This is a genomic window from Pseudomonas jessenii, from assembly GCF_002236115.1.
Taxonomy (GTDB): Bacteria; Pseudomonadota; Gammaproteobacteria; order Pseudomonadales; family Pseudomonadaceae; genus Aquipseudomonas; species Aquipseudomonas jessenii.
The window spans coordinates 205,375-231,573 of sequence record NZ_NIWT01000007.1 but is presented as its reverse complement, the minus strand read 5'-3'; the positions used below and the strand labels follow the sequence as shown (position 1 = coordinate 231,573).

General features: G+C 60.6%; 11 protein-coding genes. 6 read left to right on the top strand and 5 right to left on the bottom strand.

Annotated features, from left to right (window positions below; translation table 11 throughout):
- Positions 1-91: 91 nt before the first annotated feature.
- The 5 genes from clpX to PSJE_RS23860 all read left to right on the top strand — a co-directional run bounded on the left by clpX (position 92) and on the right by PSJE_RS23860 (position 7,606).
- A complete protein-coding gene (clpX, locus tag PSJE_RS23880; RefSeq protein WP_008048848.1) occupies positions 92-1,375 on the top strand; it encodes an ATP-dependent Clp protease ATP-binding subunit ClpX in 1,284 nt (427 codons plus the stop codon).
- A gap of 250 nt (positions 1,376-1,625) precedes the next feature.
- Positions 1,626-4,022 (top strand): endopeptidase La, encoded by a 2,397-nt coding sequence (lon, locus tag PSJE_RS23875; protein ID WP_056722330.1) that lies wholly within the window; start codon positions 1,626-1,628, stop codon positions 4,020-4,022.
- A 149-nt stretch (positions 4,023-4,171) separates the two neighbouring features.
- On the top strand, positions 4,172-4,444 hold the full coding sequence (locus PSJE_RS23870; protein WP_002552737.1) for an HU family DNA-binding protein: 273 nt from the start codon (positions 4,172-4,174) through the stop codon (positions 4,442-4,444).
- 235 nt (positions 4,445-4,679) lie between these two features.
- Positions 4,680-6,551, top strand: a complete 1,872-nt coding sequence (locus PSJE_RS23865) for a SurA N-terminal domain-containing protein (RefSeq protein WP_090456701.1) — start codon at positions 4,680-4,682, stop codon at positions 6,549-6,551.
- Positions 6,552-6,754: 203 nt separating this feature from the next.
- A complete protein-coding gene (locus PSJE_RS23860) occupies positions 6,755-7,606 on the top strand; it encodes a DUF2242 domain-containing protein (protein WP_090456700.1) in 852 nt (283 codons plus the stop codon).
- Between the two features lie 343 nt (positions 7,607-7,949).
- Here the strand turns inward: PSJE_RS23860 and PSJE_RS23855 are convergent, their stop codons facing one another.
- From PSJE_RS23855 to PSJE_RS23835, 5 genes are all read right to left on the bottom strand, one after another.
- Complete coding sequence (locus tag PSJE_RS23855) at positions 7,950-8,990, bottom strand: AraC family transcriptional regulator (protein ID WP_057714096.1); 1,041 nt, start codon at positions 8,988-8,990, stop codon at positions 7,950-7,952.
- A gap of 2 nt (positions 8,991-8,992) precedes the next feature.
- Complete coding sequence (locus tag PSJE_RS23850) at positions 8,993-10,123, bottom strand: carbon-nitrogen hydrolase family protein (protein ID WP_090456699.1); 1,131 nt, start codon at positions 10,121-10,123, stop codon at positions 8,993-8,995.
- Between the two features lie 201 nt (positions 10,124-10,324).
- Positions 10,325-11,653 carry a TolC family outer membrane protein gene (locus PSJE_RS23845; protein ID WP_090456698.1) on the bottom strand — a complete coding sequence of 443 codons (1,329 nt, stop codon included), beginning with the start codon at positions 11,651-11,653 and terminating at the stop codon, positions 10,325-10,327.
- 1 nt (position 11,654) lies between these two features.
- The gene (locus PSJE_RS23840) at positions 11,655-12,995 is read right to left on the bottom strand and encodes an HlyD family type I secretion periplasmic adaptor subunit (protein WP_090456697.1); all 1,341 of its coding nucleotides are present in this window, start codon (positions 12,993-12,995) and stop codon (positions 11,655-11,657) included.
- Positions 12,996-13,001: 6 nt separating this feature from the next.
- The gene (locus tag PSJE_RS23835) at positions 13,002-14,738 is read right to left on the bottom strand and encodes a type I secretion system permease/ATPase (protein WP_090456696.1); all 1,737 of its coding nucleotides are present in this window, start codon (positions 14,736-14,738) and stop codon (positions 13,002-13,004) included.
- 679 nt (positions 14,739-15,417) lie between these two features.
- On the opposite strand from PSJE_RS23835, the gene PSJE_RS23830 reads away from it, so the two are divergent.
- On the top strand, positions 15,418-26,115 hold the full coding sequence (locus PSJE_RS23830; RefSeq protein WP_093999537.1) for a peroxidase family protein: 10,698 nt from the start codon (positions 15,418-15,420) through the stop codon (positions 26,113-26,115).
- The last annotated feature ends 84 nt before the right edge of the window (positions 26,116-26,199 follow it).

Genomic DNA, 26,199 nt, shown 5'->3' with positions numbered 1-26,199 from the left:
TTGGTCGGCGGGTCCGATCACCGGCGGGCTTGAAAAAGCCCGCAATAGCCTTCATCTTGTGTTGCAAGCCTATCGGATTTGGATCGAACGAATGACTGACACCCGCAACGGCGAGGACAACGGCAAGCTGCTCTATTGCTCCTTCTGTGGCAAAAGCCAGCATGAAGTACGCAAATTGATTGCCGGCCCCTCGGTCTTTATCTGCGACGAGTGCGTCGACCTGTGCAACGACATCATCCGCGAGGAGGTGCAGGAAGCACAGGCCGAAAGCAGCGCGCATAAATTGCCTTCGCCTAAAGAAATCAGCGGCATCCTTGATCAGTATGTGATTGGTCAGGAGCGTGCGAAAAAGGTTCTGGCCGTAGCGGTTTACAACCACTACAAGCGCCTGAATCAGCGTGACAAAAAGAATGACGACGTCGAACTCGGCAAGAGCAACATCCTGCTGATCGGCCCGACAGGCTCGGGTAAGACCCTGCTTGCCGAAACACTGGCCCGCTTGCTGAACGTTCCGTTCACCATCGCTGATGCAACCACCCTCACCGAGGCGGGTTACGTGGGTGAAGATGTCGAGAACATCATTCAGAAGCTGCTGCAGAAATGCGATTACGACGTGGAAAAGGCCCAGATGGGCATTGTCTACATCGATGAAATCGACAAGATTTCGCGCAAGTCTGACAACCCGTCGATCACCCGGGACGTTTCCGGTGAAGGCGTGCAGCAGGCCCTGCTCAAGTTGATCGAAGGCACGGTCGCTTCCGTTCCGCCTCAAGGTGGTCGCAAGCATCCGCAGCAGGAATTCCTGCAGGTCGACACCCGTAACATCCTGTTCATCTGCGGTGGCGCGTTCTCTGGTCTTGAGAAAGTCATTCAAAACCGTTCCACCAAGGGTGGCATCGGTTTCAATGCAGAAGTGCGCAGCAAGGAAGAAGGCAAGAAAGTCGGTGAGTCCCTGCGTGAAGTCGAGCCTGACGATCTGGTCAAGTTCGGTCTGATCCCGGAATTCGTCGGTCGTCTACCGGTACTTGCCACGCTGGACGAGCTCGACGAGGCTGCATTGATGCAGATCCTCACCGAGCCGAAAAATGCTCTGACCAAGCAGTATGCCAAGCTGTTCGAGATGGAAGGCGTGGATCTGGAATTCCGGACCGACGCTCTGAAATCGGTCGCCAAGCGTGCCCTGGAGCGTAAAACCGGTGCCCGTGGCCTGCGTTCGATTCTCGAAGGTGTATTGCTCGACACTATGTATGAAATCCCCTCGCAATCGGAGGTGAGCAAAGTAGTGATCGATGAAAGCGTGATAGAAGGCAAGTCCAAGCCACTGTATATCTATGAAAACAGTGAGCCGACCGCCAAGGCTGCGCCAGACGCATAAGCGTCACGCAGCTTGAATAAAGAAGGGGCCTTCGGGCCCCTTTGCTATTTCGGGATCTGGCCTGCAGGAGCCGGCTTGCCAGCGAAGGCGGTCTTTGAAGGCGTATCCGGCCCGTCACAGCAGCATCCGTATGCTGCAATCTTTCAAGTGGTTCTTTTATCCGCTTGTTTTTTTCCTGGGCAGCCCCCATCTTGGTTTCAAGCTTACTTCCATCTGTTTACGGCCTTATGGCCGCCGTAGAGGCGAAATCATGAAGACAACCATCGAATTGCCTCTCCTGCCATTGCGTGATGTCGTGGTTTATCCGCACATGGTTATCCCGCTGTTCGTGGGGCGCGAGAAATCCATCGAAGCCCTCGAGGCTGCGATGACGGGTGACAAGCAGATCCTTCTGCTGGCCCAGAGAAACCCGGCTGACGACGATCCCGGTGAAGATGCCCTGTATCGCGTTGGTACGATTGCCACCGTTCTGCAGCTGCTCAAGCTGCCTGACGGAACGGTCAAGGTTCTGGTCGAAGGCGAGCAGCGGGGCGCTGTCGAGCGCTTCAGCGAAGTGGACGGCCACTGCCGTGCCGAAGTCTCCCTGATCGACGAAGTTGAAGCGCCAGAGCGCGAGTCGGAAGTGTTCGTTCGCAGCTTGCTGTCCCAGTTCGAGCAATACGTGCAGTTGGGCAAGAAAGTCCCGGCTGAAGTCCTGTCGTCGCTCAACAGCATCGATGAGCCAGGCCGCCTGGTGGACACCATGGCCGCGCACATGGCGCTGAAGATCGAACAGAAGCAGGAAATCCTCGAAATCATCGATTTGTCGGCCCGGGTCGAGCACGTTCTGGCGTTGCTGGATGCCGAGATCGATCTGTTGCAAGTCGAAAAACGCATTCGCGGCCGCGTCAAGAAACAAATGGAGCGCAGTCAGCGCGAGTACTACCTGAATGAGCAGATGAAGGCCATTCAGAAAGAGCTCGGCGACAGTGACGAAGGCCACAACGAAGTCGAAGAGCTGAAAAAGCGTATCGATGCCGCCGGCCTGCCGAAAGACGCGCTGGCCAAGGCGACGGCCGAGCTGAACAAGCTCAAGCAGATGTCGCCGATGTCCGCGGAAGCGACCGTGGTGCGTTCGTACATCGACTGGCTGGTTCAAGTGCCGTGGAAGGCCCAGAGCAAGGTGCGCCTGGACCTGGCGCGTGCAGAAGACATTCTGGATGCCGACCACTATGGCCTCGAAGAGGTCAAGGAACGCATCCTCGAATACCTCGCCGTGCAAAAGCGCGTGAAGAAAATTCGTGGTCCGGTGCTGTGCCTGGTCGGTCCTCCCGGGGTGGGTAAAACGTCCCTGGCGGAGTCGATTGCTCACGCCACCAACCGCAAATTCGTGCGCATGGCCCTCGGTGGCGTGCGTGACGAGGCGGAAATTCGTGGCCATCGCCGTACTTACATCGGTTCGATGCCAGGAAGATTGATTCAAAAGATGACAAAAGTGGGTGTCCGCAACCCGCTGTTCCTGCTCGATGAAATCGACAAGATGGGCAGCGACATGCGTGGCGATCCGGCATCGGCGTTGCTGGAGGTGCTCGATCCCGAGCAGAACCACAACTTCAACGATCACTATCTGGAAGTCGATTACGACCTGTCCGATGTGATGTTCCTGTGCACTTCGAACTCGATGAACATCCCGCCGGCGTTGCTGGACCGGATGGAAGTGATCCGTCTGCCGGGCTACACCGAAGACGAGAAGATCAACATCGCCGTCAAATACCTTTCGCCAAAGCAGATTACGGCCAACGGCCTGAAGAAAGGCGAGCTGGAGTTCGACGCAGAAGCGATCCGCGACATCATCCGCTACTACACCCGTGAAGCCGGTGTGCGTGGGCTGGAGCGCCAGATTGCCAAGGTTTGCCGCAAGGCCGTCAAGGAACATGCGCTGGAGAAACGCTTCTCGGTGAAGGTCACCGCAGACATGCTGGAGCACTTCCTGGGCGTGCGTAAATTCCGCTACGGCCTGGCCGAGCAGCAGGATCAGATTGGCCAGGTGACCGGGTTGGCGTGGACTCAGGTGGGTGGCGAGCTGCTGACCATCGAAGCGGCCGTCGTACCGGGCAAGGGCCAGTTGATCAAGACCGGTTCCTTGGGTGACGTGATGGTCGAATCGATCACCGCGGCCTTGACCGTTGTCCGCAGCAGGGCGAAGAGCCTGGGGATCCCTCTGGACTTCCATGAGAAGCGCGACACACACATCCATATGCCGGAAGGGGCGACGCCAAAGGATGGCCCTAGCGCCGGTGTAGGCATGTGCACGGCCCTGGTATCGGCATTGACCGGCATTCCGGTACGCGCGGATGTCGCCATGACCGGCGAGATCACGTTGCGTGGCCAGGTCTTGGCCATTGGTGGCTTGAAAGAAAAACTGTTGGCTGCCCACCGTGGCGGAATCAAGACAGTGATCATTCCTGAAGAGAATGTGCGCGATCTCAAAGAGATTCCGGACAATATCAAGCAGGATCTACAGATTAAACCGGTTAAATGGATTGACGAGGTCCTGCAAATTGCGTTGCAATACGCGCCGGAGCCCTTGCCGGACGTGGCTCCGGAGATAGTCGCGAAGGATGAGAAACGCGACGCAGATTCTAAGGAAAGAATTAGCACGCATTAGTACGTATTTGCCTGGGGGGCTTTCTTGACAGCTTTTTAGAGCCCTTGTTATAAAGCGGCTCTTAAGTGTCTGTAGGCCATTCAGCACTCGTTTTTGCTTTCACCAAAAAAACTTAGAATCATACTCAAATAGATATAAGGGGACTTAGAGTGAACAAGTCGGAACTGATTGATGCTATCGCTGCATCCGCTGATATCCCGAAAGCTGCTGCTGGCCGTGCGCTGGACGCTGTAATCGAATCCGTCACTGGCGCTCTCAAGGCTGGCGACTCTGTTGTTCTGGTTGGTTTCGGTACCTTCTCCGTAACTGATCGTCCGGCTCGCATTGGTCGTAACCCACAGACCGGTAAGACGCTGGAAATCGCAGCAGCCAAAAAACCAGGTTTCAAAGCCGGTAAAGCACTGAAAGAAGCTGTCAACTAAGTTCGATTCAGGTTTTTACCCATCCGGGTCGGGGTCATGCCTGACTTGGCAGCGGAGCGGCAGTCCTGACTGCAGGTCGCCGGTTCAAGACACCGAGGGTCGCCAGTTCGAGCCCCTCGATCCGCTCCGCCAGTTACGAGAAGGCGCATCCTCGGATGCGCCTTTCTTCTATCCGGATTCTACCCACGCTCCACGGTTGCCTAATTTTTGAAGTTCAACCGTTTCTGGGGGACGCATGCTGCAGAATATCAGGGACAATTCACAAGGCTGGATTGCCAAGACTATTATCGGGGTCATCGTTGCACTGATGGCTTTGACCGGTTTCGACGCCATTTTTCAGGCCACGACGAACACGAATGAAGCGGCGAAGGTCAATGGCGAAGAAATCAGCCAGAACGAACTGAGCCAGGCGGTCGATATGCAACGCCGTCAGCTCATGCAACAGCTGGGCAAGGATTTCGATGCTTCCTTGCTCGATGAAAAAATGCTGCGCGAGTCGGCTCTCAAGGGCCTGATCGATCGCAAACTGCTGCTGCAAGGCGCAGAAGACTCGAAATTCGCCTTTTCCGAAGCGGCTCTGGATCAGGTCATCCTGCAAACGCCTGAGTTTCAGGTGGATGGCAAGTTCAGCTCCGAGCGTTTCGACCAGGTGATTCGCCAACTCGGCTATACCCGCATGCAATTCCGCCAGATGCTGGCTCAGGAAATGCTGATTGGTCAGCTGCGTGCCGGTCTCGCCGGTAGCGGTTTCGTGACCGATGCACAGGTACTGGCGTTTGCCCGTCTGGAAAAACAGACCCGCGATTTCGCCTCGCTGAACATCAAGGCCGACCCGGCAGCGGTGAAGCTGACCGACGATGAGGTCAAGGCCTACTACGACGAGCATGCCAAGGAATTCATGACGCCGGATCAGGTGGTCATCGATTACCTCGAGCTGAAGAAGGCTTCCTTCTTCGATCAGGTCAGCGTCAATGACGAAGACCTGCAGGCGGCCTATCAGAAAGAAATCGCGAACCTGTCCGAGCAACGCCAGGCGGCGCACATTCTGATTGAAGTGAATGACAAGACCACCGAGGCGCAAGCCAAGGCGAAGGTCGAAGAGATTCAGGCTCGTCTGGCCAAGGGCGAGAAATTCGAGGCGCTGGCCAAGGAATTCTCCCAGGATCCGGGTTCGGCGAACAACGGCGGTGACCTGGGTTATGCCGGTCCTGGCGTCTACGACCCGGCGTTCGAGAAAGCCCTGTATTCGTTGGCCAAGGACCAGGTTTCCGCGCCGGTTCGCACCGATTTCGGGTTCCACCTGATCAAGCTGTTGGGCGTGGAAGCGCCTGAAGTTCCGACATTCGCCAGCCTGAAAGACAAGCTGACCCGCGAGTTGAAGGCCCAGCAGGTCGAACAGCGTTTTGTCGAGGCGACCAAGCAACTGGAAGACGCTTCATTCGAAGCGTCGGACCTGGCGCAACCGGCACAAGACCTGAAACTGAACGTCCACACGTCCAAGCCGTTCGGCCGTGAAGGCGGTGAGGGTATTGCAGCCAACCGTGCCGTGATCACTGCCGCGTTCAGCCCGGAGGTCCTGGATGAGGGTGCGAACAGCACTGCCATCGAGCTCGATCCGGAAACCGTGGTCGTGTTGCGTGCCAAGGAGCACCTGAAGCCTTCGCAATTGCCGCTGGAAAGCGTCTCTGCTGCGATCCGTGTGCAATTGGCCAAGGAACACGCCAGCGCCGATGCCAAGACCAAGGCTGACGCCCTGATTGCCAGCCTGCGCGATGGCAAGACCCCGCTGGATCAGGCGGTCGACGGCCAGGCCTGGAAAGTCACCGAGGCGGCGACTCGCGCTCAGGAAGGGGTCGACCCTGCGGTGCTGCAAGCGCTGTTCCGCATGGCGAAGCCTGCGTCCAAGGACAAGCCGACCTTCACCAGCGTGACGCTGGCGGATGGCAGCCTGATGATCGTGCGCCTCAATGGCGTGAACGAAGCAGCGGCGCCGACCGAAGAAGAGAAAGCACAGTATCGTCGCTACCTCGCTTCCCGCATCGGCCAGCAAGACTTCGCGGCTTACCGCAAGCAGCTGGAAAGCCAGGCGGAAATCAAGCGTTACTGATGCCTGATCAGGTTTAGCGCTGCACAAAAGACCCCGGCCGGAAGGCTGGGGTCTTTTTGTTTGGCCGTACGTCACTTGCCGCGGTGACTTTTGCGTAAAACCGGGGTCAATCAGCCTGTAACCGTTTTAAGACATGATCGATGCTCCGCTAAGCATCGATCTGTTGCACAATATGCCCCGAACCGTTTTCTTCAGGATGTTCAATGTTTAAATCACTTCCCATGCGGGTTGTCGGACTGGCAGCCGTGCTTGCTACTGCGGCCGGTTGTTCATCGAACAAGACCGCCATCTATGAGCATGAGAATTTCGACGACTCCGGTACCTTTTCCCGAAACTATCCGGTCACCGATACCCAGAGCTGTGAAGCCGCTCGTCGTGCCTTGCTCAGCCAGGGTTACATCATCACCAGCAACGATTCGAAGCTGGTCAGCGGTCACAAGAGCTTCCAGCAGACCGGCGAGAACCACATGGAGATCAGCTTCAGCGTGGTCTGTACCGATGACGGCAGCGAAGGGCACCACGCGACCGTATTCGCCAACGCCCTGCAGGATCGTTATGCGCTGAAGAAGACCAACAACTCCGCCAGTCTCGGTGTGGGTGTGTTGGGCTCGGTGTCGATGCCGATCGGCTCCTCCGATGACTCGATGGTCAAGGTCGCCAGCGAAACCGTATCGTCTGCCAAGTTCTACGAGCGTTTCTTCGCACTGGTCGAACTGTTCCTGCCGCCGGAAGCGAAAAAGGCTGCGCACATCCCCGAAAAGCCGAAAACGGACTTGGGCATGCCTGAAGCCCAGGCAGCGCCGGCACCACTGGCACCTGCCCCGGCAGCGGCTCCCGCTGTAGAGCCTGCTGCACCAGCGCCTGCACCTGCATCCATTGAAGCGGCTCCAGCGGCCTCCGAGCCGGTTGCCCCGCCTCCTGAAGCGGCGCCGATCACGCCGACCGAGCGTGTAGAGCCTGCATCGTTCCAGGAAATCGTCACGCCACCGTCGAACCCGAGTGACTTGCCTGCGCCGAGCGAACCCATCCCGGCGATGCCTGCCTCAGGCCAGTGATGGATATGGCACGGAATCGGGTCGGATGACCCGATCCCGTGGCCAGCCAAAAGATTGACCCTCGTCAACCAAGACCACTGTTCTGTGGCCTCCCGCGAAAAAATCCGATGATAAATTCCTGACCAGCTGCTACGTTTTATTCAGTAGCGACAGAGTGTCGTGTCCGCGTCATTTTTCTTTCATGCGGGCACTTTATGCTCTGGGAATTGGTCATTTATTCAGACGTTTTTAATATGGGTTGGGGGATTCAAAAATGGACGATTATCAAGAAGAGTTGCTCGAGTACCAGGCTTTCGAACTGGACCCACTGGAGCCGGCGGAAGACGCTACCGAGTTGTAGGTATCAGGCGGATTGGCGATGACTGCGGCGAAATTCGCCGGGGGTCTGTCCGTTCCAGCGTTTGTATGCGCGTTGAAACGCTTCGGCTGAGGCAAAACCCAGCAGGTAGGCGATCTCTCCGAACGCCAGTTCGGTGTCGCGTATGTAGGTCATGGCCAGGTCGCGACGGGTGTCGTTGAGAATTGCACGAAACTGCGTGCCTTCTTCGGCGAGCTTGCGGCGCAGGGTCCAGGTGGGCAGCTTCAGGCGTGCCGCCACCTCTTGCAGGTCGGGTTCCCGGCCACCATTGAGCAGGGGGCCCAGCAGCGCGATGATGCGTTCGCGCAGGCTGCGGGTGCGTGTCAGTTGTTCCAGTTCTCGCTCACACAGTTGCAGCAAATGCCGCCAGGTACTCGGGCAATGCTCGGGGTTGCGCTGGGCGAGACTTTCCAGGCTCAAGCGCAGTTGATTGCGCTCGCCGCCAAACTGAATCGGACAGTCACCCAACACGTCATAGGCCGCGCGGTAGCCGGGCTCCTCGAATTCGATCTCGATGCGTTCGGCGCGCAGCGGGGCAGGGCTGACACTGGACAATTGCTGCAACCAGCCGGCGATGATCGAATCCACCACAAAGCGGTTGTAGGCGTTATAGGGGCTGATCGAATAGAAGCGCAGCCAGGCGCCCTGGGCGTCTTCGTGAAAGCTTGATTGACCCCGATAATTGGAGCCATACAAGGCTTCGAATCGAATCAGGCAGCGGGCGGCTTCACGTACCGTCGGCGCCTGGGCCGCAGTGACGCCAGCAAGGCCAGCCTGGCTCAGGCGACTGAGCTGGCCCATGCGCAAGCCAAGGGCCGGGTTGCCGGTCAGTTGAATGGCGCTGTGGCCCAGGCGCATGTAGCGCGGTATCGACAGTCGGGCACCGGCTTCGCTCAGGCGCCCGGCGTCGAGGCCGTATTGATCGAGCAGTGGCTGAGGATCGACGCCATGACTGCGCACGGCATCGGCCAGGCTATGAACAAAGCCCACCGACAGATCGCCCAGGCGCATCGGCTGCGGCTTCATGGCTACAACCAGAGGTTCAGCAAACGCGCACCATGGGCATTGCCGTCGGCAAAATGCTGGCCGTTGCTGCTGAGGAAACTGTGTCCGGCGCTGCCCTGATCCCAGAACTGACCCCGCAGGAACACACTCATGCCAGCGACGGCTTGACTGGCAGGTGTCCGGGTCGTGAGATTCAGGCGCTGCCAGGCCTGGCCTTCACTGACTTCTCCAGGCTTCAAGATGACCGATGTCGGCGCTGACGAGCCCCTGTAGCCACGCCACGGTTGATCCCAGGTGCCACGGCCGGCAACAAAGGCCGGTACCGCGACCAGTTGTACGCTTTGGTCGTTGAGCTTGAGGTAGTTTTCCGGGTACCAGCTGTCGTGACCGATCAATACGCCCAGCCTTCCGGCGGGGGTATCAACGACATTGAGCGAGTGCTCGCCGTTCGCCTTGATCCCGTTCTGCTCTGCGAAGAACGGGTGTATCTGGCGCTGGGGCTGGCCGATCGGCATGCCCTCGCTGTTGAACACCACGCTGCTGTTGTACAGCGCGCCGCGGCCGATTCTCAAGGTGCCGTCGATGATGCTCGGCTCGGGCAGTACGATGGAACCCGCCACCAGCGTCACGTGGAATTCCCTGGCCAGCCCTCCGAACAATGCCTGGTAGTCTCTGGCCATCGCCTTGGCTTTCATGCGCAGGTGGGCATCGTCCAGACGGTTGCCGCCTTCGGCGCTGATCAACGCCTTGGCGAACTTCAGGGGGTTGCTCACCGCCAGCCAGTTCATGGCCTCCTTGAGGGTGCTGGCCTGATACAGCTCATCCTTCTCGCCGCTGACCATCAGCCAGGTACCGATGTGCTCCGGCAACACGACGACGGTCTTGCCGTTCAACAGACCCTGGTCCCGGGCTGCTTGCAGATAGGCCGCGAGCTTGCGGTGCAAACGCTCGGGGCTTTGATAATCGGTGGGAAACAGTTCGGGCTGAATGCCCAACAGATTGCCACGGTCCGCAGGCGTGCCCTGGTCGACAGCCAGGTTGATCCGCAGATCCGAAAGGTAATGACCCACCGGCCGGTTTGCGGCCCACATCGCGTAGGTCGTGAGGGCGGCGAGCAACGCCATGGAAAATGTCAGGTACAAAAGTTTGCGCATGGGGAAACAGTTTACAGCCTGGAACCGGTTCGAGCATAAAGGGAATCAAGGCCTTAGTGGGCAAATTTCAAGCGTTGGCTGTTTTTTTCGCCGGCGGCTGCCTTTCTGCGCCGCGACGCGGCCATGAATACCAGGATGGCGATCTTGGGAGGAGGGGCGCCGGTCTGCCATCATGTGGCTTGACCGACCGGCAGGTGAGCGTCAGTTGGTGACCAGCAGTTCCGGGCCGAGGTAGTTGTTGATCTGGTCGATATCGTCGTCGCCCAGGCTGCCCACCGAGGAGGCCAGGCGCAGGCGCGACATCAAATAGCGCAACTTGGCCTCGAACAGATCGTGGCGCGCAACGAAAAGCAGCTCTTCGGCATTGAGGACGTCCGAGTTGGTGCTGGTGCCGCCTTCCTTGAAACCCTTGCGTGAAGATGCCAGTGAGCGTTCGTTGGACGCTACGGCCTTCTCCAGCGCGCGAATGCGTCTTGCACCGCTCAGAATGCCTTGAAACTCACGGGTGGTTCCGGTGATGACTTCCTGTCGCGCAGCGTCGAGTTCATCCAGGGCCTTGTCGCTGTTGGCGCTGGCCTGGCGTGTCAGAGCGCTGACGCCGCCACCGCTGAACAGCGGGAAATTGACTTCCAGTCCGATCGAACCGTAGCGGTTGCGTTGATTCAGCTCGGAGAGTGATTGGCTCTCACCCGCGGTGTAGCCGGCGATGAAATCCAGTGTCGGCCAGTGGCCGGCCCTGGCGCGCTTCACTTCTTCTTCGGCGAGGTCACGGCTATAGCGGCGAGCATGGATCAGCGGGCTATCGGTCTGGGCTTTGACCAACCAGTCCTGCAGGTTGCTTGGCAGCAGTGGTGGCGTATCGAAGCTCGGACGCAAGGTGGTCAGCGATTCGGGGGTTTCACCGATGTATTCCTCGAGCTTGCGGCGCGCGTTGACCAGGTTGTCCTGCGCTTCGATCAGTTCGGCTTCGGCGAGGTCACGGCGGGCGGTCGACTCGTCGACGTCGGTGACGGTGCCGGCCCCCAGTTCCAGGCGCCGTTTCGCCGAGGCGAGTTGTTCGTCGAAGGCGTTCAGCTTGGACTTGGCCAGGGTGATGGTTTCGCTGGCCAGGAGCACATCGAAATAGCTTTCGGCCAAGCGCACCGCGGCGTCCTGGCTCTTGGCATCGAATACCGCATTGCTGTAGTCGGCACGTTGCTGACCCTGGCGGTACTCGGCCATCTTCTGTTTGTTGAACAGCGGCTGGCGCAGGCGCACGTTGGCGCCCTTGGAGTCGTAATGGAGATCTCTGTCGATGTTGTTCTGGCTTTGAGTACCATTGACCTTGTTGTTGTAGGCCGAGGCGTTGACCTGCGGTAACAGGCCGGCCTTGCCGATGGCGCGATTTTCCCCGCCGGCCTTTTTTTCATTCACGGCGGCCTGGTAGATAGGGCCCTGGAACTGCAACAGGTCCCAGGCTTGCTTGAGGTCCATGGCGCTGGCCGGCAAGGCCAGCCCCAGCAGGCAGAAGAGCAGGCAATGACGGTCCATTTCATTGTTCCTTGAATGAGCTGTCCACACGTTCGAGCATTGGTTTAAGAAGATAGCTCATCATGTTGCGTTCGCCGGTCTTGATGGTGACGCTGGCGGGCATGCCGGGGCGAATGTGATTGCTGCCAAGCAGGCTCATGCCATCGGGGGTGACTTCCACCTGGGCCAGATAGAACGGCTGCTTGCTTTCCTCGTCCATCAGGCGGTCGGCGGAGATAGTCATCACGCGTCCGGGGATGTTAGGCGTCTGGGCATGGTTGAAGGCCGGGAAGGAAATGTCCACGGGCAGGCCGGGGGCCATCTTGTCGATGGCCTGCACGGGAATCATCGCGTCGACCTGCAACGGTTCGTTGAGCGGAACGATTTCCATGATCTTGAAGCCGGGCTGAATGATCCCGCCGACGGTGGCGATGCTCAGGGCCTGGACCATGCCGTCGATCGGCGAACGAATCACCGTGTGCGTCACTTCATAGTCGAGGGCGCGCAAGCGGTCGGCCAGGGTGGTGTTTTCCTTGGCGGTTTCCGTCAACTGCGATTCGACTTCCTTCAGGTAATCGTGCTGGCGCTGCAGGATGCGCAGCTTGATTTCGGTGGTCTGGCTACGCACCCGGGCAATGTTGTTGAGGTTCTCGGCCTGGCCGGCGGAGAGGTCGGCATTGCTGCGCTCCAGCTCAAGCAGGCGGTTGCGCGGCACATAGCCTTCGGCCGACAGCACGCGGGTGCCTTGCAGTTCCTGGTTGAGGAAACTGATCTGCGAGGCACGGGCGCTATAGACCTGCTGCAGGCCCTTGAGCTGCACTGCCGACGCCGCCAGGTTTTCCTTCAGGATGCTGATCTCGCCAGCGAGACCGGCGCGCCGTGTATCGAGCAGGCGCTGTTGCAGGTCCATGGCGGCTTCCAGGCGTTGGTCACCCTTGAAGCGCTTGAGCAGTTCGGGATCGAAGTTCACCACGTCGCGGTTGTCACGTTCCGCTTCCAGACGGTTTTCCACCGTCTTGCTGACGATGTACTGGGCGCTGACCGCCCCCTGTTCGGCAAGGGCACGCAACGAATCGAGGCGGACCACCTCCTGACCCTTTGTTACCAGATCGCCTTCGCGAACGAGGATGGCCTCCACGGTACCGCCGCTCAGATGCTGCACGGCTTTGCGATTACTGGTGACTTTGACCGTGCCTGTCGCTACCACGCCGGCATCCAGCGGTGCCAGCCAGGACCACAGGAGGAAGCCGCCAAAACCGGCGAGCACCAGCCACACGCCCCAGCGCGCGGGTTTACCGACGTCCAGATCTACCACGCTCCTGGGATCGGCTTGAATCATCTCGGTGTGTTGGCTCAGTTGCATGATCGGTCACTCCCGTGCTTTGACGGAGGCCAGTGGAGTCGACGCGCTTGCAGGGATCACACTGGCCTTGCGCAGCGCTGCGAATACTTCATCGCGCGTGCCGAGCATCTGCACGCCGCCGTCGCGCAGCATCAGCACCTTATCGACGGCACAGAGTACGTTGGGACGGTGAGAAATCAGAATGACGGTGGCGCCACGGCCCTTGAGTTCGGCCAGGGCATCGACCAAGGCCTTTTCGCCGACGTCGTCGAGGTTGGCGTTCGGTTCGTCCAGCACGATCAGATTGGGCTCGCCATACAGCGCGCGGGCCAAGGCGATGCGCTGCTTCTGGCCACCGGATAGCGGGCTGCCATCGGTGCCCAGGCGGGTGTCATAACCCTGCGGAAAACGCAGGATCATCTCGTGCACACCAGTGATCTTGGCGGCGCGGATGACCGCTTCGCTGTCCACTTCGCCAAAGCGCGCAATGTTGTCGGCGATATTGCCCTCGAACAGTTCCACGTCCTGTGGCAGGTAGCCGAGCCAGGGGCCAAGCTCGCCCTTGTTCCAGGTGAATATGTCCGCACCGTCCAGGCGCACCTTGCCGGCCTGCGTCGGCCAGACGCCAACCAGCAGGCGGGCGAGGGTGGATTTGCCCGAGGCGGATGGGCCGATAACGCCGAGGCTTTCACCGGGGACAAGGCTGAAACTCACTCCGCGCAGAATCGTGTTGGGGGTACCCGGAGCACCTGCATACACATTCTCCACCGCCAGCATGCCCATTGGTCGTTGCAGCGACATGCTCGGTGGCCGGCGCGGAAAGTCTTGCAGCATCTCGTTGAGCCGGCCCCAGGCCGAGCGGCAGCCGAGCAGTTGCTTCCACGACGCGATGACCTGTTCCACCGGACCCAGCGCGCGACCGGTGAGGATCGAGCAGGCAATCATCATCCCCGGGGTGATCTTGCCTTCGATCGCCAGCAGCGCGCCGGCGCCGAGGATCAGTGACTGCAACGTGATCCGCACGAAGCGCCCGGTGCTGCTGATCAAGGCGGCGCGGTCTGAGGCCAGGGTCTGCATTTCCAGAATGCGCAAATGGCTTTGGAACCAGCGCTTGCTGATCGACGGCAGCATGCCCATGGCCTCGATGACCTCGGCGTTGCGCAGGTTGTTGTTGGCGTACTGGCTGGAGGAGAGGGCGGCCTGATTGGCTTCGGCCAGCGGCTTCTGCGTCGCCTTTTCAGTGAGCCAGGCCAGGGCCACCAGAATCAGCGAGCCGATCAGCGTGATCAGTCCGAGTATCGGGTGAATCAAATAGGCGACCAGCAGGTAGATCGGCGTCCACGGTGCATCGAAGAAAGCGAACAGGGAGTTACCGGTGACGAACTGACGAACCTGGGAGAGATCTTGCAGGGCCTGGGCCGGGTTACCTCCGGCGCGGTTCAGGTTGCGCTCGAATGCAGCGGTGAAAATGCGTCGGTTGAGGTCCATGTCGAGGCAGTTTCCGACCCGGATCAGTACACGGGTGCGGACCATTTCCAGCGTGGACATCAGCAAGAACAAACCTACTACCAGAACAGTCAGCATTGTCAGTGTCGTGACGTTGCGACTGACCAGGGCTCGATCGTAAACCTGCAGCATATAAATAGCTGGCGTCAACATCATGACGTTTATGACGCCGCTGAACCCTGCCAGCAAATAAAAGCTGCGGCGCAGACGAAAGAGCGCGTCGGCCAGTTCTGAACGGATGCTCGACTGCTTGGGCATTTTGATCCTCCCACTGCGAAAAGCCGATTGCCCTTGGCGCGCAACAGCTAACAGTAAATGTAGTCCAGTAAACAGCTTATGGACACGCAGGCTGGTCGCTCTATGGATGGCGAGTCTTCCGAAATCGCTGCGTTGCTCCCTTATGCAGCAGCGTAGGTGGCGGAGAAACAAATCGAAATAACATTTCGCTCTATACCTGCACTCAACCGCCTATATGTCTTTTAAAAACAGATAGTTGTGAGGAAAAAACACCGGTCGTCTGTTTTAGCGACGTAATATTGACAAAGATTTGCTATGGAACTTTAGTCTTAGTTATCGGGGGGGCGTCCGCCTCGCCTGAAGCTTGCCATCGTTTTGGCAACGCAAGGCGCGGTGGTTCTCCCGAGAGGAGCAGAATCATGTCGCTCATTTCGTGCTTTTTCAGAGGGACGGGGCTGTCCAGGACGTTCGCCTTCACTTCCAGATTCCATGGCCCGCCCAGGGCTCGTATCTGCTCTGCCTGATCGACCGGCGAGCAATTCTCTACGCGAATTTCATGCGCGTATCCCGGGTCCCGGGTAACGCCAGATCTCTCGCCAAAAAAACATGACTTACAAACTGCGTAAGCCAGTACTTGACTGGGCGCGGGAGGATTTTCTCGTCCCGTGCCTTTGTGCAGACAGATCGAGGGCAATCCAAAATGGCCAATTTCAACAAGTCGGACCTGGAGTTCATTCTCCAGCAGATTTTCATCGCGGAAGCGGATACTGCTGGCCAGTCGCTCGCCAGCCTGATACCGAACCCGGAATTTGCTTTCGGTCTGCGTACAGTCGACGGGACGTTTAACAACCTGAGATTCGGTCAGAGCGAGTTCGGCGCAGCCGACAACATTTTCCCGCGCATGACCACTCCAGTCTTCCGCCCGGCTGAGGCGGGCACCTCTTACACCCAGACCAGCGGCCTGGTGATCGACTCGCAGCCACGCACCATCAGCAACCTGATCGTCGACAATACTGCCAATAACCCGGCGGCGGTCGCGGCCACGTTCGATCCCGGTCTGGATGGCATCCTCGGCACGGTTGACGATGTCTTGAAGGCCGGTGCGCAGGTCGTTACTGGAACCCGTACTGACGGCACGATCTTCCAGACCTTTTTCATTCCTAACCAGTCGCCAGACGTGGGTCTGTCTGCGCCGTTCAATCCCTGGATGACCTTCTTCGGTCAGTTCTTCGACCATGGCCTCGATCTGGTGACCAAGGGCGGCAGCGGCACGGTGTTCATCCCGCTGCAGCCGGACGATCCGCTGTTCGTCCCGGGCAGCCCGACCAACTTCATGGTGTTGACGCGGGCCACCAACCTGCCCGGGCCCGATGGCATCCTCGGCACCGCCGACGACATCCACGAGGCTTCAAACACCACCACGCCATTCGTCGATCAGAATCAGACCTACAGCTCGCATCCCTCGCACCAGGTGTTCCTGCGCGCCTATGAACTCGATGCCGCCGGCAAGCCGGTGGCGACCGGCAAGCTGATCACCAATCGTGACCTGGGCGCCGATGGCCTGTTCGGCACTGCCGACGACGTCGAAATCGGCGGCATGGCCACCTGGAAAGTGGTGAAGGCGCAGGCGCGCGACATGCTTGGCATCGATCTCGACGATCTCGACGTCCTCGACCTGCCGCTGTTGGCGACCGACGCGTACGGCAACTTCATTCGGGGTGCGAACGGCTTTGCGCAGATCGTGACCACGACCGGCTTGGTCGAGGGCAATCCACTGGCGCCGATCGACGCATCGCTGGCGATCCGCACCGGTCACCAGTTCCTCATCGACATCGCACACAATGCCAGCCCGGTGGACAGCCAGACCGGTGCGCCACTGACGGCCGATGCCGACCTCGTTGCCGGCGGCCCGGTGGCCGCAGGCTCCTACGACAATGAGCTGCTCGACGCGCACTACATCGCCGGCGACGGCCGGGTCAACGAGAACATCGGCCTGACCACCGTCCACTCCATCTTCCACTCGGAGCACAACCGGCTGGTCCAGCAGACCAAGGACACGGTCCTCGCCTCAGCGGCCGCCGGCGACCTGACGTTCCTGAACCAGTGGTTGCTGACGCCCGTCACGGCTGTTCCTGCTGATCTGTCGACCTTGAACTGGAACGGTGAACGCCTGTTCCAGGCGGCGAAATTCGGCACCGAGATGCAGTATCAGCACCTGGTGTTCGAAGAGTTCGCGCGCACCATTCAACCGCAGGTCGATGCCTTCCTTGACTTCGATGACACAATCAATCCGTCGATCGTCGCCGAGTTCGCACACACGGTCTTTCGCTTCGGCCACTCGATGCTGACCGAGACCATTGACCGGCTGGACCCTAACTTCGTCTCCAGCGAGATCGGCCTGATTCAGGCCTTCCTCAACCCGCTGGCGTTTGCGACCAGCGGCCCGACCCCGGAACAGGCGGCCGGCGCCATCGTCCGCGGCTTGACGCGCCAGGTCGGCAACGAGATCGATGAGTTCGTCACCGAAGCGGTGCGCAACAACTTGCTGGGCCTGCCGCTCGACCTGCCCGCCCTCAACATCGCGCGCGGCCGCGATACCGGCATCCCGTCCTTGAACGCGGCGCGCCGTGAATTCTATGCCGGCACCGGCGACAGCCAACTGAAGCCCTACACCAGCTGGGCCGATTTGGTGCAACACCTGAAGCACCCGGAATCGCTGATCAACTTCATCGCCGCCTACGGCACGCACGTCTCCATTACCAGCGCCACCACGCTCGACGCGAAACGCGCAGCGGCCACGCTCCTGGTGTTGGGCGGCGTCGGTGAGCCGGCGGATCGCCTGGACTTCCTCAACAGCACCGGCGTCTATGCCAACCTGGCAAATGGGGTAACCATTACCGGCGTTGATGCCATCGACTTCTGGATCGGCGGCCTGGCCGAGGAAAAAATGCCGTTCGGCGGCATGCTCGGCTCGACCTTCAACTTCGTCTTCGAGGACCAGCTCGAGAAGCTGCAAAACGGCGACCGGCTCTACTACCTGCACCGCACCCAGGGACTCAACTTCCTGAGCGAGCTCGAGAACAACTCGTTCGCCAAGATGGTGATGCTCAACACCGACGCGACCCATCTCCCGGCGCTCATCTTCTCGTCCCCGACCTTTACTCTCGAGGTCGACCCCACCAGGCAGTTCAACCGGAGCGTGATTGCCGGTCCGGACGGCATTGTGGGCACCGTCGACGACCTGCCTGGCAACACCGATCCCACTGGCGGCATGATGATCAACGGCGTCGAGATCACGCCGCTGGTCATCCGCGACAACCCCAACACGGTCGGTCCCGATACCAACTACCTGCAGTACACCGGCGAAGACCATGTCGTGCTCGGCGGCACCGCCGGCAATGACATTCTCGTCTCTGGCGACGGCGACGACACGCTCTGGGGCGACGCCGGTAATGATCGCCTCGAAGGCGGCTACGGCAATGACGAGCTCGAGGGGGGCGATGGCGACGACATCATCACCGACATGGGCGGCGACGACGTCATTCACGGCGAGGCCGGCAACGACGTCATCCACAGCGGCAACGGCATCAACATCATCCTCGGCGGTGACGGCAACGATTTCATCGTCACCGGCGACGACTTTACGGAGGTCTTCGGCGGCGCCGGCGATGACTTCATGCTCGGCAGCCGGCTGAACGCACAAATGATGGGCGGCGATGGTGACGACTGGATCGAGGTCGGGACCCAGGACGGCGCCCCCGGCGACAATTTCGCCGGTAACCTGCCACTGGCTTTGCTGGCAGAGTTGACCGGCGGCAACGACGTCTTCAGCGGTGACGGCGGCTTCGATGAAATGATCGGTGAAGGCGGCGATGACATCTTCATCGGCAGTGAGGGCCCGGACAAGATGTTGGGCATGTCCGGTTTCGACTGGGCCACCTACAAGGATGATCATTTCGGCGTGACTGTGGACATGAGCCGCATCGCCTTCGAACAATCGGCCCTGTCGCCTTCGGTTGCAGGCGTGCATACCAAGTTCGCCCAGGTGGAAGGTCTGTCGGGGTCGGCGTTCAGCGACATGCTGACCGGCGATGATGCCGACGCGGCCACGATCGCCACTGCCGGTGTCCCAGGTAGCGTGCTCACCAACATTGACCTCGTCAACGGTCTGCGGGCGTTTCTTGGCGCGGCTGCAGCCGGCCCGGACGGTATCGTGGGCACGGCAGACGATCAGTTCGGCGCGGGCAACATCCTCCTCGGCGGCGGTGGTAGCGACATCATCGAAGGCCGCGGCGGTGACGACCTGATCGATGGCGACATGTGGCTGAATGTGCGCATCAGCGTGCGCCAGAACCTTGACGGAACCGGGCCGGAGATTGCCACCTTCGACAGCATGGAGCCCATGATCCCGTTCATGCTCGATGGCACCTTCAACCCCGGTCAGTTGGTCATCGTCCGCGAGATCCTGACGGATGCCCCCGCCTTCGATACGGCCTTGTTCACTGGCAACCAGCTCGACTATACCGTCACCACTGTGGGTGGCGTGACCACCGTGGTCGACAGCGTCGTCGGTCGCGACGGCACCGACCGCCTGACCAATATCGAGCGGCTGCAGTTCAATGATCAGTCGCTCACCCTGCCAGACGGGGTCGGGCTCAACAACGACCCGCTGGGCTTGCTGACCATACTCGATGCTGCCAGCAACACCCCGGACGCTACGCCGACCACGGGTCAACTGCTGAGGGTATCGGCTGCCGACGTGACCGATGCCGACAACGCCGGCGGTGCCATCACCGGACCGATCGCCTTCTACTGGCAGTTCGAAGCAGTCCCGGGTACGGGCGTCTTTCAGGACATCACCCGTCTTGCGGACGGGGGCGCAGCATTGGCGCACGTAACCGGGCCGACCTTCAGGGTGACCCCGGATCTCGCCGGGCTGGAATTGCGCGTCAGGGCTGTCTACAAAGATCAAAATGGTGTGCTTGAGACTGCGTTCTCTGCTCCAACCGCAGCGGTCGTAGCCGGCGTTGCTCCGCCACCGGCAGCCCCGCTGCCGGCCGAGACTCCGGTCGCCAGCACGGGTGTGCACTATATCCGGGCCGATCTGCAGTTCATTCTCGACCAGATTCTGATCTCGGAAAGGAATGCAGCCGGTGAGGATCTCCTCGGCTTGCTGCCGAATGCACGGTTGCCTTTGGGCCTGCGCACGGTCGACGGGTCGTTCAACAACCTGGTGGCGGGTCAGACCGAGTTCGGTGCAGCCGACACGCTCTTCCCGCGACTGGTTCCGGCGCAGTTCGATACGGCGGAAGCGGGAACCTCTTACGCTCAGACCAGCGGCCTGGTGACTGACTCGCAGCCACGGACCATCAGCAATCTGATCGCCGACAACACCGCCAGCAACCCGGCGGCGGTCGCGGCCACGTTCGATCCCGGTCTGGATGGCATCCTCGGCACGGTTGACGATGTCTTGAAGGACGGTGCGCAGGTCATTACTGGAACCCGTACCGACGGCACGACCTTCCAGACCTTTTTCATGCCTAACCAGTCGCCGGACGTGGGTCTGTCCGCGCCGTTCAACCCGTGGATGACCTTCTTCGGTCAGTTCTTCGACCACGGCCTCGACCTGGTGACCAAGGGCGGCAGCGGCACGGTGTTCATCCCGTTGCAGCCGGACGATCCGCTGTTCGTTCCGGGCAGCCCGACCAACTTCATGGTGCTGACGCGGGCCACCAACCTGCCAGGGCCTGATGGCATCCTCGGCACCGCCGACGACATCCACGAGGCTTCAAACACCACCACGCCGTTCGTCGACCAGAACCAGACCTATACCTCGCACCCTTCGCACCAGGTGTTCCTGCGCGCCTACGAGTTCAATGCCGCCGGCGATCCGGTGGCGACCGGCAGGCTGATCACCAATCGTGACCTGGGCGCCGATGGCCTGTTCGGCACTGCGGACGACGTCGAAATCGGTGGGATGGCCACCTGGAAAGTGGTGAAGGCGCAGGCGCGCGATCTGCTTGGCATTAATCTTACCGATGCCGACTTCGACAACGTGCCGCTGCTCGCCACCGACGCCTACGGCAATTTCATCAAGGGCCCGAACGGCTTCCCGATGGTCATGATGAGGGGCCCGGATGGTATTGCTGATACCGCCGATGATGTTCTCGTCGAGGGTAATCCTGCTGCGCCGATCAGCCTGGTCAATGCCGTGCGCACCGGCCACCAGTTCCTCATCGATATCGCCCACAGCGCCGTTCCGGTGGACAGCCAGACCGGTGCGCCACTGACGGCCGATGCCGATCTCGTTGCCGGCGGACCGGTAGCCGCAGGCTTCTACGACAACGAACTGCTCGACGCGCACTACATCGCCGGTGACGGCCGGGTCAACGAGAACATCGGCCTGACCACCGTCCACGCGATTTTCCACTCGGAGCACAACCGTCTGGTCCAGCACACCAAGGATGTGGCCATCGCCTCCAACGATGTCAACTTCCTGAACCAGTGGCTGATGCCTGATGCCCAATTGTTGGTGTTGCCAACAACCGCGGCTGAGATCGCTGCCCTGCACTGGAACGGAGAGCGCCTGTTCCAGGCGGCGAGATTCGGTACCGAGATGCAGTACCAGCACCTGGTGTTCGAAGAGTTCGCGCGTACCATTCAGCCGAACATCGATCCCTTCCTTGGCGAACACCAGAATTATCAAACCGAGATCGACCCGGCGATCGTCGCCGAGTTCGCGCACGCGGTCTACCGCCTCGGCCACTCGATGCTGACCGAGACCATTGACCGGCTGGACCCCAACTTCGCCTCGAGCGAGATCGGCCTGATTCAGGCCTTCCTCAACCCGCTGGCGTTTGCGGCCAGCGGCCCGACCCCGGAACAGGCGGCCGGTGCCATCGTCCGCGGCTTGACGCGCCAGGTCGGCAACGAGATCGATGAGTTCGTCACCGAAGCGGTGCGCAACAACTTGCTGGGCCTGCCGCTCGACCTGCCCGCCATCAACATCGCGCGCGGCCGTGATACCGGGCTTCCGACCTTGAACGAGGCGCGTCGTGAGTTCTACACCGCGACCGGCGACAGCAACCTGAAGCCCTACATCAGCTGGGCCGATTTGGTGCAACACCTGAAGCACCCGGAATCGCTGATCAACTTCATCGCCGCCTATGGCACGCACGCCTCCATTACCAGCGCCACGACGCTCGACGGGAAGCGCGCCGCGGCCTCGCTCCTGGTGTTGGGCGGCGTCGGCGAGCCGGCGGACCGGCTGGACTTCCTCAATAGCACCGGCGCCTGGGCGAGTGGCCCGACCGGCGTCACCATTACCGGTCTGGACAACATCGACCTCTGGATCGGCGGCCTTGCCGAGGAAAAAATGCCGTTTGGCGGCATGCTCGGCTCGACCTTCAACTTCGTGTTCGAGAACCAGATGGAGAAGCTGCAGAACGCTGACCGCTTCTACTACCTGGAACGCAACGCGGGGCTGAACTTCGTCACCGAGTTGGAGAACAACTCGTTCGCGAGATTGGTGATGGCCAACACCGATGCGACCCACCTCCCAGCCGTCATGTTCTTGACTCCGGCCTTTACCCTGGAGGTCGACCCGACCAGGCAGTTCAACGCGAGTGTGATTGCCGGTCCGGACGGCATCGTGGGCACCGTCGACGACCTGCCCGGTAATGCCGACCCTGTCGGCGGCATCCTCCTTACGCCGCTGGTCATTCGGGACAACCCTGCGACGGTCGGCCCTGATACCAGCTACCTGCAGTACACCGGCGAAGACCATGTGGTGCTCGGTGGCTCGGCCGCCAATGACATTCTCGTTTCTGGCGACGGCGACGACACGCTCTATGGCGACGGTGGCAATGACCGCCTCGAAGGTGGCTTCGGCAACGACTTCATGGTCGGGGGCGACGGCGACGACATCATCACCGACATGGGTGGCGACGACACCATTCATGGCGGCGACGGCAACGACGTCATCCACAGTGGCAACGGCGTGAATCTGAACCTCGGCGGCTCCGGCAAGGACTTCGTCGTCACCGGCGAGGACTCCTCGGAGGTCTTCGGCGGCGCGGGCGACGACTTCATCATGGGCAGTCTCGCCGACGAACAACTGATGGGTAACGAAGGTGACGACTGGATCGAGAGGGGAACCGCCGATGGTGCTCCCGGCGATAATTTCGACCCGAACGGGCTCGACCTGATACGCGGTAACGACATCTTCATCGGCACCGGCGCGCCCGATAGATTCATGGCCGAAGGTGGCGACGACATCATGTTCGGCAACGGCGGTGCGGGGGATCGTTACCTGGGTGGCTCCGGTTACGACTGGGCCGGCTTCAAGGACGACCCGTTCGGCGTGTCCATCGACCTGGGCCTCGCCGAGATCGCTATCGCGCCGCCACTGCCGGAGTTGGCCGCAACCGTGGCTCGGTTCCAACTGGTGGAAGGTCTGACGGGATCGCACTTCAGCGACATCCTGCGTGGCGATGATGCCGATGCCACCGTGATCGCGGCTGCCGGTGCTCAGGGCAGCGTGCTCACCAACTTCGACCTGGTCAGCGGCCTGCGCTCGTTCGTCGGCACCGCAGCAGCCGGCCCGGATGGCATTGTGGGCACGGCAGACGATCAGTTCGGCGCCGGCAACATCGTCCTCGGCGGCGGCGGCAGCGACATCATCGAAGGTGGTGGTGGCGATGACCTGGTCGACGGTGACAAGTGGCTCAACGTACGTATCAGCGTGCGGCAGAACATTGATGGCACAGGTCCGGAGATCGCAACGTTCGACAGCATGGTCCAGTTGGAGCCGCTCATGCTCAACGGCACTTACAACCCCGGCCAACTCGTTGCCGTCCGTGAGATCCTGACGGATGCGCCTGACCCCCTTAACCCTGGCCATTCCTTCGACACGGCCCTGTACACCGGCCTTCTGGCCGACTACACCGTCATCGAGAACGTCGACGGCACGGTCACCGTGGCCGACAGCGTCGTTGGTCGGGACGGTACTGACAGGCTCAGCAGTATCGAGCGGCTGCAGTTCGCCGATCAGTCGCGGGTCCTGGTGGCGGGCTTGAACGCCGAGCCGGTGGGATTGCTGAGGATCAGCGATGGCACGCCGGCCGTTGGCCAAGTGTTGACGGTGTTGGCCGACACCGTCAGCGATGCGGACAATGTCACTGTAGGCGGTGCGATCCCCGGTCCCATCGCCTTCGTATGGCAGGTTGAAACGGACCCAGGCACCGGTATCTTCGACGACATTGGTATTGCGCTCGGAGGGGGGCTAGGAACCGCCACCGGCTCGACCTTCACGGTGACCGCGGCTGAACTGGGGCTGGCGCTGCGCGTCAGGGCCATCTATCAGGACGGCCACGGCGTGCTGGAAAGCATATTCTCGGCGCAGACCGCGCCAACTGCACCGCTCGGCGGCAGCCCCGTCAACGTCCTGCCGGTTGGCACGGTGCTGATCAGCGATACGACCCCGACGGAAGGCTCGGCCTTGACCGCTACGGATGCGTTCACCGACGCCAACGGGACCACGACTTCGGTGATTACCCATCAGTGGCAGGCGGGGGGGATCGGTGCGATCTTCACCGATATTGCCGGCGCAACGGGCACGACCTTCACGCCCGGCCAGGCGCAGGTCGGTCAGCAACTGCGTGTCGTCGCGAGTTACACCGATGACCTGGGCACACTTGAGCAAGTCACCTCTGCCGCAACGACAGTGGTCGGTGATCTGTTTGTCGGTACCGCCGGTGTCGATGTATGGACCGGTACGGCAGGCGACGACGTGGCCAGCGGAGGTGCTGGCAACGACATCCTGAACGCCTTGGGCGGCAACGACATTCTCAATGGTGACGCGGGCAACGACTTCCTCAATGGCGGTGCGGGTAATGACCAGATGGTGGGCGGAACCGGCAACGATACCTACCGCGTCGATTCAGTCGGGGACCTGGTGGTCGAGTTGACGGGTGAGGGTCAGGATTCCGTACAGACCACGCTTGCCAGCTTCACACTGAGCGCCAATCTCGAGCATCTGCTCTACCTCGGAGCCGCCAACTTCGTCGGCACCGGCAACGCGTCGAATAACGTCATGACCGGTGGAGGGGGTAATGACACCCTCAACGGCGGCGCCGGCAACGACACATTGATAGGTGGCGCCGGCAACGACGTCCTCAATGGCGATGCGGGTAATGACGCAATGGTCGGCGGAGCCGGCAACGATACCTTCCGCGTCGATTCCGCCGGGGACCTGGTGGTCGAGGTGGCGGGTAACGGTGAGGACTCCGTACAAACCTCGCTGGTCAGCTACACACTGGGCGCTAATGTCGAGCATCTGCTCTACACCGGAACCGGCAACTTCGTCGGCAATGGCAACGCGTCGAACAACGTCATGACCGGTGGGGTGGGTAATGACAGCCTCGACGGCGCTGGCGGCAACGACACATTGATGGGTGGCGCCGGTAACGACGTCCTCACGGGTGGTGCGGGTAATGACGCGATGGTCGGCGGCGCCGGCAACGATACCTTCCGCGTCGATTCCGCCGGGGACCTGGTGGTCGAGGTGGTGGGTAACGGTGCGGACTCCGTACAGACAACGCTGACCAGCTACACACTGGGTGCCAATGTCGAGCATATGCTCTTCACCGGAGCCGGCAACTTCGTCGGCAACGGCAACGCGTTGAACAACATCATCACCGCCGGGGCCGGTAATGACAGCCTCAACGGTGGTGCTGGCAACGACACGCTGTTGGGTGGCAGCGGCAACGACGTCATTGATGGCGCTGTAGGGGCTGACCGGATGGAAGGTGGAGTCGGCAACGATACCTTCCGCGTCGATTCCGCCGCGGACGCGGTGGTCGAGGTGGCGGGTAGCGGTGAGGACTCCGTACAGACGTCGCTGAACAGTTACACACTGGGCGCCGATGCCGAGCATCTGCTCTTCACCGGAGTCGGCAACTTCGTCGGCACCGGCAACGCGTCGAACAACGTCATGACCGCTGGGGTGGGTAATGACACCCTCAACGGTGCTGGCGGCAACGACACCTTGTTGGGCGGCCTGGGCGACGACAACCTTGATGGTGGTGCGGGCAACGATAGTGTTGCGGGCGGTGCCGGCAACGACACGATGAATGCCGCCAGTGGCAACGATATCTTCGTGTTCGGCGCGGGCTTCGGCAATGACCGGATCCTCGGCTTCGATACCGACGCTGCGGGAGGGCAGGATCTGCTCAATATCGCCGCGCTCAACATCACGGCGGCGACCTTTGGCAGTAGTTTCAACGTCGTCGATCTCGGTGCGGATACGATGCTCAGCTTCGGAGCTGGCAACATCACCCTGGTAGGTGTGGGAGATCCAAACACCCTCTCGGCCACAGACTTCATTCTGGCCTCTTGAGGTCCTGATAAGGACTGTCGCAGGGAGCGTGAACCACGGAGGGGAGGGCAATGGATGCCCTCCCTTTCTCCTTTCACTCAATTG